Source organism: Phaeobacter sp. PT47_59 (genome assembly GCF_028890025.1).
In the GTDB taxonomy this organism is placed as follows: Bacteria; Pseudomonadota; Alphaproteobacteria; order Rhodobacterales; family Rhodobacteraceae; genus Phycobacter.
The window spans coordinates 102072-117957 of the sequence record NZ_JARCJL010000006.1 but is presented as its reverse complement, the minus strand read 5'-3'; the positions used below and the strand labels follow the sequence as shown (position 1 = coordinate 117957).

The 15886-nt window shown below is 62.9% G+C and carries 16 protein-coding genes; 1 reads left to right on the top strand and 15 read right to left on the bottom strand.

Annotated features, from left to right (window positions below):
- Positions 1-2 precede the first annotated feature (2 nt).
- From PXK01_RS07590 to PXK01_RS07525, 14 genes are all read right to left on the bottom strand, one after another.
- Positions 3-413, bottom strand: a complete 411-nt coding sequence (locus PXK01_RS07590) for a DUF5333 domain-containing protein (protein WP_274848190.1) — start codon at positions 411-413, stop codon at positions 3-5.
- Between the two features lie 95 nt (positions 414-508).
- Positions 509-859 (bottom strand): hypothetical protein, encoded by a 351-nt coding sequence (locus PXK01_RS07585; protein ID WP_274859524.1) that lies wholly within the window; start codon positions 857-859, stop codon positions 509-511.
- A 177-nt stretch (positions 860-1036) separates the two neighbouring features.
- Positions 1037-2335 carry an NADH-quinone oxidoreductase subunit NuoF gene (nuoF, locus tag PXK01_RS07580; protein ID WP_274859523.1) on the bottom strand — a complete coding sequence of 433 codons (1299 nt, stop codon included), beginning with the start codon at positions 2333-2335 and terminating at the stop codon, positions 1037-1039.
- 6 nt (positions 2336-2341) lie between these two features.
- A complete protein-coding gene (locus PXK01_RS07575) occupies positions 2342-2569 on the bottom strand; it encodes a DUF5337 domain-containing protein (RefSeq protein WP_274848187.1) in 228 nt (75 codons plus the stop codon).
- A gap of 50 nt (positions 2570-2619) precedes the next feature.
- Positions 2620-3780 (bottom strand): NADH-quinone oxidoreductase subunit E, encoded by a 1161-nt coding sequence (locus tag PXK01_RS07570; RefSeq protein WP_274848186.1) that lies wholly within the window; start codon positions 3778-3780, stop codon positions 2620-2622.
- Positions 3780-4994, bottom strand: a complete 1215-nt coding sequence (locus PXK01_RS07565; protein ID WP_274859584.1) for an NADH-quinone oxidoreductase subunit D — start codon at positions 4992-4994, stop codon at positions 3780-3782. The genes PXK01_RS07570 and PXK01_RS07565 overlap by 1 nt, the downstream gene beginning before the upstream one ends.
- Positions 4994-5599: an NADH-quinone oxidoreductase subunit C gene (locus tag PXK01_RS07560; RefSeq protein ID WP_274848300.1), complete on the bottom strand. Its 606-nt coding sequence runs from the start codon at positions 5597-5599 to the stop codon at positions 4994-4996. The genes PXK01_RS07565 and PXK01_RS07560 overlap by 1 nt, the downstream gene beginning before the upstream one ends.
- A gap of 24 nt (positions 5600-5623) precedes the next feature.
- Positions 5624-6157: a NuoB/complex I 20 kDa subunit family protein gene (locus PXK01_RS07555; RefSeq protein WP_274848185.1), complete on the bottom strand. Its 534-nt coding sequence runs from the start codon at positions 6155-6157 to the stop codon at positions 5624-5626.
- On the bottom strand, positions 6148-6513 hold the full coding sequence (locus tag PXK01_RS07550; protein WP_274848184.1) for an NADH-quinone oxidoreductase subunit A: 366 nt from the start codon (positions 6511-6513) through the stop codon (positions 6148-6150). The genes PXK01_RS07555 and PXK01_RS07550 overlap by 10 nt, the downstream gene beginning before the upstream one ends.
- Positions 6514-6842: 329 nt before the next feature.
- Positions 6843-7625, bottom strand: coding sequence for a crotonase/enoyl-CoA hydratase family protein (locus PXK01_RS07545; protein WP_274859522.1), 783 nt, complete (start codon positions 7623-7625; stop codon positions 6843-6845).
- 25 nt (positions 7626-7650) lie between these two features.
- Positions 7651-8511: a hydroxymethylglutaryl-CoA lyase gene (locus tag PXK01_RS07540; protein WP_274859521.1), complete on the bottom strand. Its 861-nt coding sequence runs from the start codon at positions 8509-8511 to the stop codon at positions 7651-7653.
- Between the two features lie 83 nt (positions 8512-8594).
- A complete protein-coding gene (locus PXK01_RS07535; protein ID WP_274859520.1) occupies positions 8595-10535 on the bottom strand; it encodes an acetyl/propionyl/methylcrotonyl-CoA carboxylase subunit alpha in 1941 nt (646 codons plus the stop codon).
- A gap of 9 nt (positions 10536-10544) precedes the next feature.
- Positions 10545-12149, bottom strand: a complete 1605-nt coding sequence (locus tag PXK01_RS07530; RefSeq protein WP_274859519.1) for a carboxyl transferase domain-containing protein — start codon at positions 12147-12149, stop codon at positions 10545-10547.
- The gene (locus PXK01_RS07525; protein ID WP_446728426.1) at positions 12146-13672 is read right to left on the bottom strand and encodes an AMP-binding protein; all 1527 of its coding nucleotides are present in this window, start codon (positions 13670-13672) and stop codon (positions 12146-12148) included. Before PXK01_RS07525 ends, PXK01_RS07530 begins: the two co-directional genes overlap by 4 nt.
- Before the next feature lie 161 nt (positions 13673-13833).
- On the opposite strand from PXK01_RS07525, the gene PXK01_RS07520 reads away from it, so the two are divergent.
- Positions 13834-14427, top strand: a complete 594-nt coding sequence (locus tag PXK01_RS07520) for an OmpW/AlkL family protein (RefSeq protein WP_274859582.1) — start codon at positions 13834-13836, stop codon at positions 14425-14427.
- Between the two features lie 92 nt (positions 14428-14519).
- Here the strand turns inward: PXK01_RS07520 and PXK01_RS07515 are convergent, their stop codons facing one another.
- Positions 14520-15680, bottom strand: coding sequence for an isovaleryl-CoA dehydrogenase (locus PXK01_RS07515; RefSeq protein WP_274848178.1), 1161 nt, complete (start codon positions 15678-15680; stop codon positions 14520-14522).
- Positions 15681-15886: the final 206 nt, after the last annotated feature.

Here is a 15886-nt window from a genome sequence, read left to right as displayed (position 1 = left end):
GTCTATTTCGCCCTCAGTAACACGCCGATCGCGCTGTTTTTCTTGATTTCCGCGCGACCAAACGCACAGAACGTTTCCGGTTTGTCGTAAGAGACGCCACGACTGTTAAAAAGCGCCTCACCCTTTGCCCGCATCCGGGCCTTTTCACTGTCCGAGCCGATGTAGGCACGGATTTCCTGGTCGGAATAGCCAAGCTCGTTGGCCCGCGCGCGCAGGCGGCGCAACTCTGCCACCCCCTTCCAGAACCGGGCGGCAAGGCTGTCGCAATGATCGGCGACCTCCTTGGCAACGGCCACGGCAAAGAGCGGTTCTTCAATCTCGGCCACGCTGCGCAGGGGCGGTTTTGCCAGCAGCGCCGACGGGGTCAGTGCCACGACGGCAGCGGACAACAGCGACAGGACAATCTGTTTCATGCATCTCTCTCCAGAAAAGGAGTGTGCAGTGAACAGACCGAAGCATCCGCTATGCAATAACGGTGCGCCGGAGCCGGGATATGACACTGTTGCACTCACGAGTCACAGGTCCCGTGGAAAACGGCGGTATCCCCCTCAAGGCGCAGTTCCGCCTCGGGATCATAGGGATCCACGTCCCAGATGATTTCGGAGGTGCCGTAGCCAGCCTCGGTCAGGCAATAGGTGACGCCTGCGTGATGGGCGGCCAGCCGCGCACCCTTGTAGGACTGCGACGCTTTGGAGACTTCCACACGGAAGTCCGCCCGCGTGACTTTCTTGTCCACGGCTTTGGCCTTCGCCTTGAAGGGCACGCCATCGTAGAGCACGCGATCGCTTGACCCACGGCCACAGCCAGCAACGCTGGCAGCGATCAGTACAAGAACAGGTACGAGCTTCAATTTAGTCATCATCACAGATCCTCTCCCCAAAGGCGAAACGGGGCGCAGGATCCCTGCCCCGGTTGACGCAGATGGCCCAAGCGCCCGCGACCGATGCCAGCGGTTGCGCCCGCTGCGGTCCGATCTTGCCTGTCGCTGTGGATGGGGAAGTAAACCATGAGCCTAACGATCTGCCTATCTCTACCGCTACTCGGCCGCCATCGCGCCGATGCGGCCCGATTTCTGCGCCTTGATGCGATCTTCGATCTCTTCGCGGAAGTTCTTGATCAGGCCCTGGATCGGCCAGGCCGCCGCGTCGCCAAGGGCGCAGATGGTGTGGCCTTCGACCTGTTTGGTCACATCCCACAGCATGTCGATCTCTTCCAGCTCGGCCTCACCTTTGACCAGGCGGTCCATGACGCGCATCATCCAGCCGGTGCCTTCACGGCAGGGGGTGCACTGGCCGCAGCTTTCGTGCTTGTAGAACTTCGACAGGCGCCAGATCGCCTTGATGATATCGGTCTGCTTGTCCATGACGATCACCGCCGCGGTACCAAGGCCAGAGCCCAGCTCGCCGCGCAGGTAGTCGAAATCCATGATCGCGTCGCGCATGTTCTCACCGCGCACGCAAGGCACGGACGAGCCGCCGGGGATCACCGCCAAAAGGTTGTCCCAGCCGCCACGGATACCGCCGCAATGCTTTTCGATCAGCTCTTCAAAGGAGATCGACATCGCCTCTTCGACGACGCAGGGGTTGTTCACATGGCCCGAGATCGCAAACAGCTTGGTGCCCGCGTTGTTGGGGCGACCAAAGCCTGCAAACCATTCGGCGCCGCGGCGCAGGATGGTCGGCACCACGGCGATGGATTCAACATTGTTCACCGTGGTCGGGCAGCCATAAAGCCCCGCACCCGCCGGGAACGGCGGCTTCATGCGGGGCATGCCCTTCTTGCCTTCGAGGCTTTCGATCAGCGCGGTCTCCTCGCCGCAGATATAGGCGCCGGCACCGTGGTGCAGGAAGACGTCAAAGTCCCAACCGGAACCAGCAGCGTTCTTGCCCAGAAGGCCCTTGTCATAGCATTCGTCGATGGCCGCCTGCAGCGCCTCGCGCTCGCGGATATATTCGCCGCGAAGATAAATATAGCAGGTGTGGGCATTCATCGCGAAAGACGCGATCAGCGCGCCTTCGATCAGCGTGTGCGGATCGTGACGCATGATTTCGCGGTCCTTGCAGGTACCGGGTTCGGATTCATCGGCGTTGATCACCAGATAGGCCGGGCGACCGTCGCTTTCCTTGGGCATGAAGGACCATTTCAGGCCGGTGGGGAAGCCCGCACCGCCACGGCCGCGCAGACCGGAATCCTTCATGGTCTGGATGATCCAGTCCCGCCCCTTTTCGATCAGACCGGCGGTGCCATCCCAATGGCCGCGCGCCTGAGCGCCTTTGAGCGTCCGCTCATGCATACCGTACAGGTTGGTAAAGATCCGGTCCTGGTCCTTCAGCATGTCTGCCTACCTTTGGTTGTCCTGGCGCATGCGCCAGAGTTGAACGATGTTGACCCCTGCATAGATCATCCCCGCCAGTGCGAGGAAATCGAACAGAAGCGCATAGCGGCCCGGCAATCCGATGGCCGGACCAATGAACAGGGTCAAAGCGAGCCAGGCCAGCATGGTCCCGGCAATCACAAGGGAAATATGGCGTCCCTTGGCGGCAATGGCTTTGTTCTGTTCGGCGCTCATTGGGTCCCAATCTCAGTGCCCCGCCCCGGCTATCCGGGGCAGATGGCGTATTAATCTTCGTAGCGGCCGTCTTCCTTGGCCTTCTTGGCGAATTCGGTCTCTTCCCCGGAGGCCAGCTGTGCGGCCTGGGCGATCCAGCCATCGCGTTCGATGCGGCCCTTGAACTTCAGGCGGCTATCGACCCATGCGACTTCGGCCTCGGTCCATTTGGCGATCTGGTCAAAGTGGAAGAAGCCCAGCTCGTTCAGGGTCTGCTCCAGCTTGGGGCCGACGCCCTTCAGCAGTTTCAGATCATCCGCCTGGCCACCGCGCGCCGCTTTCAGCGTCTCGGGTGCGGCCTCTGCCACGGGTTCTGCGGCTTCGGCTTTCTTGGCGGGCGCCTTCTTAGCCGGTGCCTTCTTCGGCGCGGGCTTGGCTTCGGCAGCCTGTTTGGCAGCGGGTTTCGCAGCCTCAGGTGCTTTGGGCGGCTGGCCCTCGGCGGCGCGGCCTGCAACCACACCGTCCTTGCCGATCCACGGCGTCAGGATCGGCACCTCGTCGCCCTGGATGCGCTTGACGCTGTCGCCCAGATCCACGGCAAGCTGCGCAGAGGCGTTATACTGCGTCTTACCGCTGTCATATTCGGTGAGAGAGGTCAGGCCCGATTTCGGCTCTGCCGCGTAACGGCCATTCTGCGGCCCCGGTACAACCGGCTTGCCCGCGGCCAGATCGTCGAGGATCTTGGTAAAGCTTTCGGTGGTCAGGTCTTCGAAATAATCCTTGCCAATCTGCGCCATGGGGGCGTTGGTGCAGGAACCGAGGCATTCGACCTCTTCCCAAGTGTATTTGCCATCCGCCGACAGGGTAAAAGGCTTCTCGGCGATCTTTTCCTTGCAGACCGCGATCAGGTCCTCGGCGCCGCAGATCATGCAGGAAGTGGTGCCGCAGATCTGCACATGCGCCACAGACCCGGTGGGCTGCAGCTGGAACATGAAATAGAAGGAGGCCACTTCCAGAACGCGGATATAGGCCATGCCCAGCATGTCGGCGATATATTCGATCGCGGGCTTGCTGACCCAGCCTTCCTGTTCCTGCGCACGCCACAGAAGCGGGATCACGGCAGAGGCCTGGCGCCCTTCGGGGTATTTGGTCACTTGCGCTTCGGCCCATTTCTGGTTGTCGGGCGTGAAGGCAAAGCTATCGGGCTGTTCGGAATGCAGACGACGGAGCATTAGCGGTCAATCTCTCCAAATACGACGTCCATGGTGCCGATGATGGCAGCCACGTCGGCAAGTTGGTGACCCTTGGCCACATGGTCCATGGCTTGCAGGTGCAGGAAGCCCGGCGCGCGCAGCTTGGCGCGGTAGGGTTTGTTGCTCCCGTCCGCCACAAGGTAGACGCCGAATTCGCCCTTGGGCGCCTCGACGGCGGCGTAGACTTCGCCTGCAGGCACGTGGAAGCCTTCGGTGTAAAGCTTGAAGTGGTGGATCAGGCTTTCCATCGAGGTCTTCATGTCGCCGCGTTTCGGCGGGGTCAGCTTGCCTCGGGCCAGCACGTCGCCGGTGGCTTCGCGCAGCTTGTGGATGGCCTGACGGATGATCGACAGAGACTGGCGCATCTCTTCCATGCGGACAAGGTAGCGGTCATAGCAGTCGCCGTTCTTGCCGACCGGGATCTGGAAGTCGAATTCGTCGTAACACTCATAGGGCTGCGCGCGGCGCAGGTCCCATGCGAGGCCCGATCCACGTACCATCACGCCAGAGAACCCATAGTCCTGGATCTCTTCCTCGCTGACGACGCCGATATCGCAGTTACGCTGCTTGAAGATCCGGTTCTCGGTCAGCAGCCCGTCGATATCAGAGAGGACATTGGGGAATTCGATCGCCCATTCCTCGATATCGTCGATCAGCTCGTCCGGCAGATCCTGATGCACGCCGCCGGGGCGGAAGTAGGCCGCGTGAAGGCGGGCACCACAGGCGCGCTCGTAGAAGATCATCAGCTTCTCGCGCTCTTCAAAACCCCACAGAGGCGGGGTCAGCGCGCCAACGTCCATCGCCTGCGTGGTGACGTTCAGAAGGTGGTTCAGGATACGGCCGATTTCCGAGTACAAGACCCGGATCAGCGAGGCCCGGCGGGGCACTTCGACACCGCAGAGCTTTTCGATGGCCAGACACCATGCATGTTCCTGGTTCATCGGCGCCACATAGTCGAGGCGGTCGAAGTACGGCAGGTTCTGCAGGTAGGTGCGGCTTTCCATCAGCTTTTCGGTGCCGCGATGAAGCAGGCCGATGTGCGGATCGCAGCGTTCGACGATCTCACCGTCCAGTTCCAGCACCAGACGCAGCACGCCGTGCGCCGCCGGGTGCTGCGGGCCGAAGTTGATGTTGAAGTTGCGGATCTTCTGTTCGCCCGTCAGAGCGTCATCGAAACCTTTGGAGCCGTCCATCATTTCGCCCCCTCTTTTTCATCGCCGGGCAGGATGTATTCGGCACCCTCCCACGGAGACATGAAGTCAAACTGGCGGTATTCCTGCACCAGGCTCACGGGCTCATAGACCACGCGCTTTTGCGCCTCATCATAGCGGACCTCGGTATAGCCGGTGGTCGGGAAGTCCTTGCGTAGCGGGTGGCCACGGAAACCATAGTCGGTCAGGATGCGGCGCAGGTCCGGGTGGCCGGTGAAGAGGATCCCGAACATGTCGAAGACCTCGCGCTCGAACCAGTTGGCCGAGGGGTGCACATCGACGATCGAGGGCACCATTTCGTCCTCGCGCACAGAGACCCGCAGGCGGATGCGCTGGTTCTGGTACATCGACAGGAAGTGATAGACCACGTCGAACCGCTTGGCCCGTTCGGGGTAGTCGACCGCGGTGATGTCCACCAGGGTGGAAAACTTGCAGGTCGGATCGGTCTTCAGGAACTCGACCAGCTCGGCGATATTGGCGGGCGCCACATCCACGTTCAGCTCATCGTGGGTGACATCCCAGGACAGCACGCATTCGGTGCGCTTGGCGGCGATCTGCGATCCGAGTTCGTTCAGTGCTTCAGTCATCATCCATTCTCCAACCAAAGCCGATCAGCGGACCAGGGTGCCGGTGCGGCGGATCTTGCGTTGCAGCTGCATCAGACCATAAAGCAGCGCCTCTGCCGTCGGCGGGCAGCCGGGCACATAGACATCCACCGGAACGATGCGGTCACAGCCGCGCACAACCGAATAGCTGTAGTGATAGTAGCCACCGCCATTGGCGCAGGAGCCCATCGAGATCACGTAGCGCGGCTCGGGCATCTGGTCGTAGACCTTGCGCAGCGCGGGCGCCATCTTGTTGGTCAGCGTCCCGGCCACGATCATCACGTCCGACTGGCGCGGAGAGGCGCGCGGCGCGATGCCAAACCGTTCGGCGTCATAGCGGGGCATCGAGGTGTGCATCATCTCAACCGCGCAGCAGGCCAGACCAAAGGTCATCCAGTGCAGGGAGCCAGTGCGGGCCCAGTTGATGATGTCCTCGGCCGAGGTCAGCAGAAACCCCTTGTCCTGCAGTTCAGCGTTCAGGGCCTGGGTCACGACTTCCTTGTCGATGCCCGCCGTGTTGGCTCCGGTCATCACTCCCATTCCAGGGCCCCCTTCTTCCATTCATAGGCAAAGCCGGCTGTGAGCACGCCCAGGAACACCATCATCGACCAGAAGGCCACATCGCTGAGATCCGCAAAGCCCACGGCCCAGGGGAACAGGAAGGCGATTTCCAGATCGAAAATGATGAACAGAATCGACACCAGGTAAAACCGCACATCGAATTTCATACGGGCGTCATCGAAAGCGTTGAAACCACATTCGTAAGCGCTGACTTTTTCCGGGTCGGGGTTGCGCACCGCCAGCACAACGGCCGCCAGAATCAAAACAATTCCAAGACCGATGGCGACAGCCAGAAACACGAGGATCGGTAGGTATTCCCGCAACATCTCTTCCACGAGTGGCTCCTTTCCGCGCGCGCGAATTCTCGCGCGTCGTCAATTGGCGTGTTGACTTGGGCCGTGTCTACTCCCCTGCCCCCCTACCGTCAACACAGGCATTTGGTTTGGATTACCCTTACTTTAACAGCGCGGCGCAGGCACATCACATTGCCGCGCAAACGCATCAACATATGCGTATTTGTCTATATATTTCAAAAGATAAGCGCGCCCGAATTTCGGACGCGCCTGATCAAAATGCTCAACTTTTCGAGGCCGTGCAGAGCCCGCGCAAATCCCCCGCAAAACGGGCCTTCGGAGCCTGTCACTGCGGCTCCGAAAACGGTTTCTCAGGACTGCCAGCTGGGCTTGCGTTTCTCGAAGAACGCCGCGATCCCTTCCGAGGCCTCGCCACCTTCCCAGCGCGCCACCAGCGCCTCGATGGTGTGATCGATGGTGGCGTCATCCAGGCGCGGCCCCAGGTCGCGGGTCAGTTTCTTGGCCGCGGCAACCGCCCCCGGCGCGCAGGCCATGTAGGGCGCCACTTCCGCCTCGACCGCGTCGGCCAGTTGGTCGGAGGGAACGATTCTCGCCAGGAGGCCCAGATCCACCGCTTCGGCCGCGCCGAACAGACGCGCCGACATGAAGACGCGGCGGGCGCGCGCTTCGCCCATGCGGGCAATCACATAGGGGCCGATGGTGGCCGGGATCAGGCCCAGCTTGGTCTCGGTGAGGCCCATTTTCAGGCTATCGACACCGATCGCCACGTCGCAGACCGAGGCCATGCCGACACCACCGCCAAAGGCATTGCCCTGGATCGCGCCGATCAGGGGCTTGGGCAGGGTGTTCAGCAGCATCAGCATCTCGGCCAGAACGCGGGCCTCCTTGGCGCGGGTCTCGGCATCGGCGGTCATCTGCGCCTGCATCCAGCCCAGATCGCCGCCCGCGCAGAAACTCTTGCCCGCTCCGGTCAGCACCACCACGCGCACAGTATCGTCGGCGGCCAGATCCTGTGCGGCCTGTTTCAGCTCCAGCAGCATCTCGCCCGACATGGCATTGTGTTTCTCGGGCCGGTTCAGGGTCAGGGTTGCGACGCCGCGGTCGTCCGTTTCCAGGGTAATCGTGTTGAACATGGTTTCGCTCTCTTTCCTAATCCTGTCAGTCCGCCGTGCCGCGCATGGCACGGGCAATCCCGGCGGCCTCTGCCAGCACATCCGCATCAAGCCCGGTGTCATGGCCAAGCGCCGTCAGATGGGCGTGCACCGCCTCGGTCGCCACATTGCCTGCTGCCCCCGGCGCGTATGGGCAACCGCCCAGCCCGCCGACGGCAGCGTCGAACACCCGCACGCCCTGGGCCAGCGAGGCATCAATATTGGCAATCGCCCGCCCGGCGGTGTCGTGATAATGGCCGGCCAGTTTTTCAACCGGCACGCGGGATTTCACCGCCTCCAGCATTTTCGTGATCGTCTCGGGCCTGCCCTGGCCGATGGTATCCCCCAGCGAGATTTCATAGCAGCCGAGGTCAAACAGCCGCTCCGCCACCTCGGCCACCTTTTCGGGCGGGGTCGCGCCATCATAGGGGCAATCCGTCACGCAGGAGACATAGCCGCGCACCGGCAGGTCGATTGCCTTCGCCGCCTCAAGGATCGGCACGAAGCGTTCGATGCTTTCGGCGATGGTGGCGTTGATATTGGCCTTGGAGAACCCTTCGGAGGCCGCAGCAAAGACCGCGATCTCGTCCGCCTTGGCGGCCACCGCGTCCTCGTAGCCGCGCATGTTCGGGGTCAGCGCCGCATAGGAGACGCCCGGCGCGCGGGTGATACCGGCCAGCACCTCGCCACTGCCCGCCATCTGCGGCACCCATTTGGGAGAGACAAAGCTCGCCACCTCGATCCGGCGGAAGCCCGCGCGCGACAGGCAATCCACCAGCGCGATCTTCTCGGCGACGGGAATCGCCCGTTTTTCATTCTGCAGCCCGTCGCGCGGACCCATCTCGAAAATTTCAACGCTGTGCGTCATGGCGCGCCCTCCCTTGGCGATCCGGCCAACTCACCCGCCCTGGCGACAGACTGCCGCCAAGGCTTTTGCTTTTCTACTGAAGATCAGTCTTCCGCTGCGTCGAGGCGCACCAGCGCCGCGCCGGCCTCCACCTGATCGCCAGCGGCGGCCAGAACCTCGGCGACGGTGCCATCACGCGCAGCCAAGAGCGAATGCTCCATCTTCATGGCTTCGAGAATGGCAAGACGGTCGCCCTCTTTCACCTCTTGGCCTGCTTCGGCAAAGACGGCCTTCACAAGACCCGGCATCGGCGCTTCGATCACGTTCATGTCCCCGCCAGCGACAGAGGCCCGATCCAGCGGATCGATGACATCGAACTGAATGCCGTAGCCATCGAAGACAGTGATTGTGTTCTCCGCCTGGGAGGTCGGCGGCAGTCGGTCACCCCCCAGAACCCAAGCACCACCGATGCGGTTTGCCATGACCTGATCCTCGCCGATGACCCAGACCTGGCGATCCGGCCCGTCCGCTTCGACCATGGCTTCAAACGCCTCGCCCTCGTAGCTGAGGTGAACCGAGCGATGCAGGTCGGACCACAGCGTAAACCCTGTGTCCCAAGCGGTGTCGATCAGGCCAAGCGCCTGCATGGCTGCGGCGGCCTTATGCGCGGGTGTCACCTCTGGCGCCTGCACCAGCTGGTCGAGGTCCCGTGCAATCAGGCCGGTGTCCACCTCCCCTGCCGAGAACCCGTCATGCGCGGCCAGCGCGCCGAGGAAGGCAAGGTTGGTCACGGTGCCACCCACCTGCGTTTCCGCCAGCGCCTGTGACAGGCGCGACAGGGCGACCGCGCGGGTGGGACCATGCACGATCACCTTTGAGATCATCGGATCATACCAGGGGCTGATCGTGTCCCCTGCCCGCACGCCGCTGTCGGCGCGGCAGCTGGCCGGGAATTGCAGATGCGTCAGCGTGCCGGTCGCGGGCAGGAAGCCCTTCGGTACGTCCTCGGCATAAAGGCGCGCTTCGAAGGCATGGCCGGTGATGGTCAGTTCACCCTGCTGTTTCGGCAGGCTTTCACCCGACGCCACGCGCAGCTGCCATTCCACCAGATCGACGCCGGTGATCAGTTCGGTGACCGGGTGCTCCACCTGCAGGCGGGTGTTCATCTCCATGAACCAGAACCCGTCGGGGCGCAGACCATTCGACCCATCGACGATGAATTCCACCGTACCGGCGCCCTTGTAGCCAATCGCCTCGGCGGCGCGCACACCGGCGCGGCCCATGGCCTCGCGCATCTCTTCGGTCATGCCGGGCGCGGGCGCCTCCTCGATGACCTTCTGGTGACGACGCTGCAGCGAGCAGTCGCGCTCGAACAGGTGCACCGCCGTGGTGCCATCGCCAAAGACCTGCACCTCGATATGGCGGGGCTGCTGGATGTATTTCTCGATCAGCACATCCGGGTTGCCAAAGGCCGTGGTGGCTTCGCCTTGTGCGCTTTTAAGCGCTTCCATGAAGTCCCCGGCACGCTCCACCAGGCGCATGCCCTTGCCGCCGCCACCGGCGACCGCCTTGATCAGCACAGGGTAGCCGATGGCATCGGCCGCACCTGACAGATGCTCGGGATCCTGGTTCTTGCCGTGATAGCCGGGCACGACGGGCACGCCCGCCTCCTCCATCAGCGCCTTGGCGGCGTCTTTCAGGCCCATCTTGCGGATCGCATCCGCCGAGGGGCCGATGAAGGTGAGGCCAGCCGCCTCGACCGCGTCCACGAACTCGGGGTTTTCCGACAGGAAGCCATAGCCGGGATGGATTGCCTGGGCGCCGGTCGCCTTAGCGATGGCGATGATCTCATCCCCCAGAAGGTAGCTGTCGGCGGGCGCCGAACCGGTGCCGATGTGGCAGGCCTCATCCGCCATCGCCACATGTTTCGACGCGCGGTCGGCGTCTGAGTAGATGGCCACGGTCTTCACGCCCATGGCGCGAGCGGTTTCCATGACGCGGCAGGCGATCTCGCCCCGGTTTGCGATCAGAATTTTGTCAAACATGGTTCGTCCTCACATCCGGAACACGCCAAAGCGCGTGTCTTCAATCGGGGCATTCAAAGCGGCGCTCAGCGACAGGGCCAGCACCTCGCGGGATTTGCGCGGGTCGATGATGCCATCGTCCCAAAGCCGCGCCGAGGCATAGAGCGGATGGCTCTGTTCCTCGAACATCTCGATGGTGGGGCGCTTGAATTCGGCCTCTTCCTCGGCCGACCATGCCCCGCCCTGGCGTTCGATGGCGTCGCGTTTCACCGTTGCCAGAACGCCTGCCGCCTGTTCGCCGCCCATCACCGAAATGCGGCTGTTCGGCCAGGTCCACAGGAAGCGCGGCTGATAGGCGCGCCCCGACATGCCGTAGTTGCCCGCGCCAAAGGAGCCGCCGACCAGCATCGTCACCTTGGGTACATTGGTCGTCGCCACCGCCGTCACCATCTTGGCGCCGTGGCGGGCGATGCCTTCGTTCTCGTACTTGCGGCCCACCATGAAGCCGGTGATGTTCTGCAGGAAGACCAGCGGGATCTTGCGCTGGGAGCAGAGTTCGACGAAATGCGCGCCTTTCTGCGCGGCCTCTGAGAACAGCACACCGTTGTTGGCGATGATCCCCACCGGGCAGCCCTTCACATGGGCAAAGCCGGTCACCAAGGTCTCACCAAAGCGCGGCTTGAACTCGTCAAAGCGCGAGCCATCCACCAGACGCGCGATCACCTCGCGGATGTCATAGGGCGTGCGCAGATCGCCGGGCACCACGCCGAGGATCTCCTCGGGGTCATAGGCGGGTTCTTCCGGGGAGGCCCAGTTCACCGTGAGGGGCTTGGTGATGTTGAGCGACTGCACCGCGCGGCGCGCCAGCGCCAGCGCATGGGCGTCATCCTCGGCCAGATAGTCGGCCACGCCAGAGAGGCGCGTATGCACATCGCCACCGCCCAGATCCTCGGCGCTGACCACCTCTCCGGTGGCCGCCTTCACCAGCGGCGGGCCGGCCAGGAAGATGGTGCCCTGTTCCTTGACGATGATGGTGACATCCGACATCGCGGGCACATAGGCGCCGCCCGCCGTACAGGAGCCCATGACCACGGCGATCTGCGGGATGCCCTTGGCCGACATGCGCGCCTGATTGTAGAAGATCCGGCCAAAGTGGTCGCGGTCCGGGAAGACCTCGTCCTGGTTGGGCAGGTTGGCCCCGCCAGAGTCCACCAGATAGATGCACGGCAGGCGGTTTTCCTCGGCGATCTCCTGCGCGCGCAGGTGTTTCTTCACAGTCATCGGATAATAGGTGCCGCCCTTCACGGTGGCGTCGTTGCAGACCACCATCACCTCTTGCCCGTGCACCCGGCCAATGCCCGCAATGACGCCCGCCGCAGGGGCGGCACCGTCATACATGTTGTGGGCCGCCGTCGCGCCGACCTCAAGGAAGGGAGAGCCCGGATCCAAGAGGTTCGCCACCCGCCGACGCGGCAGCATCTTGCCCCGGCTTTCGTGGCGGGCGCGGGATTTCTCGCCGCCGCCCATGCGCGCCGCCTCTGCCGCCGCATCGATCTGCGCCAGCGCCTCAAGATGCGCGGCCTTATTGGCCTTGAACCCTTCGGAAGAGGGCATTGCCTTGGATTGAAGTTTCATTCGGAAGACTCCTGTTCAGCGGCCGCGCGGGCCTTCAACTCTTTGCGGATCACCTTGCCGGTCACGGTCATCGGCAGAGCGTCCAGAAATGCGATTTCGCGGGGGTAGGAATAATGGGCCAGACGGTCCTTGACGTAGTCCTGCAGCTCTTTCTCCGTCGCTGTAGCGCCCTCTTTCAGCACCACATAGGCCTTGACGATCTCGGTGCGCATCGGGTCGGGCTTGCCGACGACGCCGACCGTGGCGACGCTTGGATGGGTCAGCAGGCAATCCTCAATCTCGGCCGGGCCGATGCGATAGCCGGAGGAGGTGATCACATCATCCTCGCGGCCCACGAAGCGCAGGTAATCGCCCTCCCAGATGCCGCGATCGCCGGTCACCAGCCAGTCGCCGTGGAATTTCTCCGCCGTCTCCTTGGGGCGGTTCCAGTATTCCAGCATCATCGAGGCAGAGCCGCGCCGGATGGCCACATCGCCCTCCTGATCGGTGGGGTTGCCATCCGCGTCGATCACGGCGACCTGATGCCCCGGCACCGCCTTGCCGATGCAGCCCGGACGCGGTGCAAAATCCACGCCGCAGGAGGAGGCAACCATGTTGCATTCCGTCTGCCCGTAGAATTCGTTGATCGTAAGGCCGAATGCCTCCTGCCCCCAGGCGAGCATCTCGGCCCCCAAGGGCTCACCGCCCGAGGCGACCGAGCGCAGGCCGGGAACGGCCTTGCCAGCGGCCTTCAGCATGCGCAGTGCCGTCGGCGGGAAGAAGATATTGCGCACGCCGCCACGCGCGATCAGATCGACGCAGGCCTCAGGCGTGAATTTGTCGAGCCGCGCGGCAACCACCGGCACGCCCAGCGCCAGACCGGGCATCAGGACGTCGAACAAGCCACCGATCCAGGCCCAATCCGCCGGGGTCCAGATGCAATCACTCGGCTGGCCCAGATGATCGTGGCTGATGGCAACACCTGGCAGGTGACCGGTCAGCACCCGATGGGCATGCAGCGCGCCCTTGGGGCTGCCGGTGGTGCCGGAGGTATATATAAGGACAGCGGGCGTTTCCGAGGTGGTCTCGGCAAAGGGGACCGGAGCGCCCGCGACGCCTGCCTCCTGCACCATCACCGCCTCGGCCAGATCACCCAGCAGCAGCGCGCCCTCGGGGTCGGTCAGCACGAAACGCACCCCCGCATCGCCCGCGCGCGAAGCCAGCGCATCGTGTTTGAACAGCTTGAACAGCGGCACCGATATGGCGCCGACCTTCCAGATCGCCAGATGGGCCGCAGCGCACCAGGGCGATTGGCTCAGGAGAACCCCGACGCGGTCGCCCGGCTTGATCCGCGACAGGAGATAGCGCGCCAGCCCGTCGACCATTTCCGACAGTTCAGCATATGAGATGTCTCGCCGTTCAGGCCCGGTCAGATCAATCAGCGCGCAGGCTTCGGGATCGTGATCCAGGGCCTGCGCCGCTATGTTCAGCCCCTGCGGCACATCCCAGCGCCCCTCAGGCGTCAATCCAGGCGAATGGTCCATCTTCCCCATGCTCAGCCCTTCCCAAAACGCATAGCTGCTATGCGGTTTTTTTCAGTCATTTCAGCGACAAAGCCGGAGGCAAGTTGACTCAGATCAGAGACTCCGCCGCAGCCCGGGCGCATAAGGGCGTCAATCACTACAAAGAAGGGACGCCCCCCATGATGAAACGCATCGCAACCGCTCTTGCCCTGTCCACCGCGCTTGCCGCGCCTGCCTTTGCACAGTCGCAGGGCGATTGGACCTTTGGCGCCGGTATCATCAACGTGAACCCCAAATCCGACAACGGCACCCTTGCGGGCGCTGCCGCAACGCTCAACGACGACACGCAGATCTCGCTCACGGTCGAATACTTCATCCGCGACAACCTTGGCATCGAACTGCTGGCCGCAACCCCGTTCGAGCATGATATCGCGCTCGCGGGCGCCTATGCGGGCACCACCAAGCAACTGCCGCCCACCCTGTCGCTGAACTACCACTTCCCCACCAAGGGCAAGATCAAGCCCTTCTTGGGGGTCGGCCTGAACTACACCACCTTCTTTGAGGAAAGCTCGCCCCTGGGCACGCTCTCCCTGGATGACAGCTGGGGTCTGGCGCTGAACGCCGGTGCGGACTGGCAGGTGTCGGACAACGGAGCGCTGCGCCTCAATGTGCGCTACATCGATATCGACAGCGAAGCCTTCCTGAACGGCGCCTCGATCGGCACCGCCGAGATTGATCCGCTGATTGTGGGTGTAGCCTACGTCCACCGCTTCTGATCCCCTGATCCGGTTTTCGGGCGGGCCGCCAAGCCTGCCCGAACCACAAAGAAGCCCGCGCGCCTTCCCTCGGTCGCGCGGGCGTTCTGTTTTTACATGGTGCCCATCAGCTCGCGGCCGATCAGCATCCGGCGGATTTCCGAGGTGCCCGCGCCGATCTCCATCAGCTTGGCATCGCGGAAGATCCGGCCAACAGGGTTATCGCTGAGGTAACCGGCACCACCAAAGGCCTGCACCGCCTGATGCGCCTGCACCATCGCCTGCTCAGAGGCATATAGGCAGCAGGCCGCCGCATCCTGGCGCGTCACCGTGCCGGCATCGCAGGCCTTGGCCACCTCGTAGATATAGGCCCGCGCCGAGTTCATCGCCGTGTACATATCGGCGATCTTGCCCTGCATCAGCTGGAAGTTCCCGATCGGCTGGCCGAACTGCTTGCGCTCTTTCATGTAGGGCATCATCTCGTCCATGCAGGCCGCCATGATACCGGTGCCGATCCCGGCCAGAACAACGCGCTCGTAGTCGAGGCCGGACATCAGAACCTTGACGCCCTTGCCCTCTTCACCCAGCACGTTTTCAAACGGCACTTCGCAGTCTTCAAAGATCAGCTCGGCGGTGTTGGAGCCACGCATGCCCAGCTTGTCGAAGTGCACCGAGGTCGAGAACCCCTTGAATTCCTTTTCGATCAGGAAGGCGGTGATGCCCTTGGAGCCCGCTTCGGGGTCGGTCTTGGCATAAACCACCAGGGTGTCGGCGTCGGGGCCGTTGGTGATCCAGTACTTGTTGCCATTGAGACGGTAATGATCGTTGCGCTTTTCGGCGCGCAGGGACATCGAGACCACATCGGAACCGGCGCCCGCTTCGGACATGGCCAGGGCGCCCACATGTTCGCCGGAAATCAGGCGCGGCAGGTATTTCTGCTTCTGCTCCTCATTGGCGTTCAGCTTGATCTGGTTGACGCAGAGGTTGGAATGCGCGCCATAGGACAGCGAAACGGATGCGCTGGCGCGGGCGATTTCCTCGACCGCGATGGTATGGGCCAGGTAGGACATGCCCGCGCCGCCGAACTCTTCGGGAACCGTGATGCCAAGCAGGCCGAGATCGCCCATCTCTTTCCACAGCTCGGCGGGGAATTCGTTCTTCTGGTCGATCTCCTGCGCCATGGGCTTGACGCGCTCCTGCGCCCAGCGGTGCACCATATCGCGCAGCGCATTCACATCTTCACCCAGATCAAAGGTCATGCTTGCGTTGAACATCCCGCGTCTCCTCCCGAGTCATCGCGAATTATTTGAACATGCGTTCATTTATCACCATCACCCCCTTCTCCGTCAAGCACCTGATCATCCAAAAGCGCATTTCCGGCAGCTTGGCGCCGACCCACCGATGGTATCACAGGGATCCTCTGCCCCGCCTGCACCCTTGGTGAAATACCCGCAGCAAGCGATGGACAGGCGCCCATCGC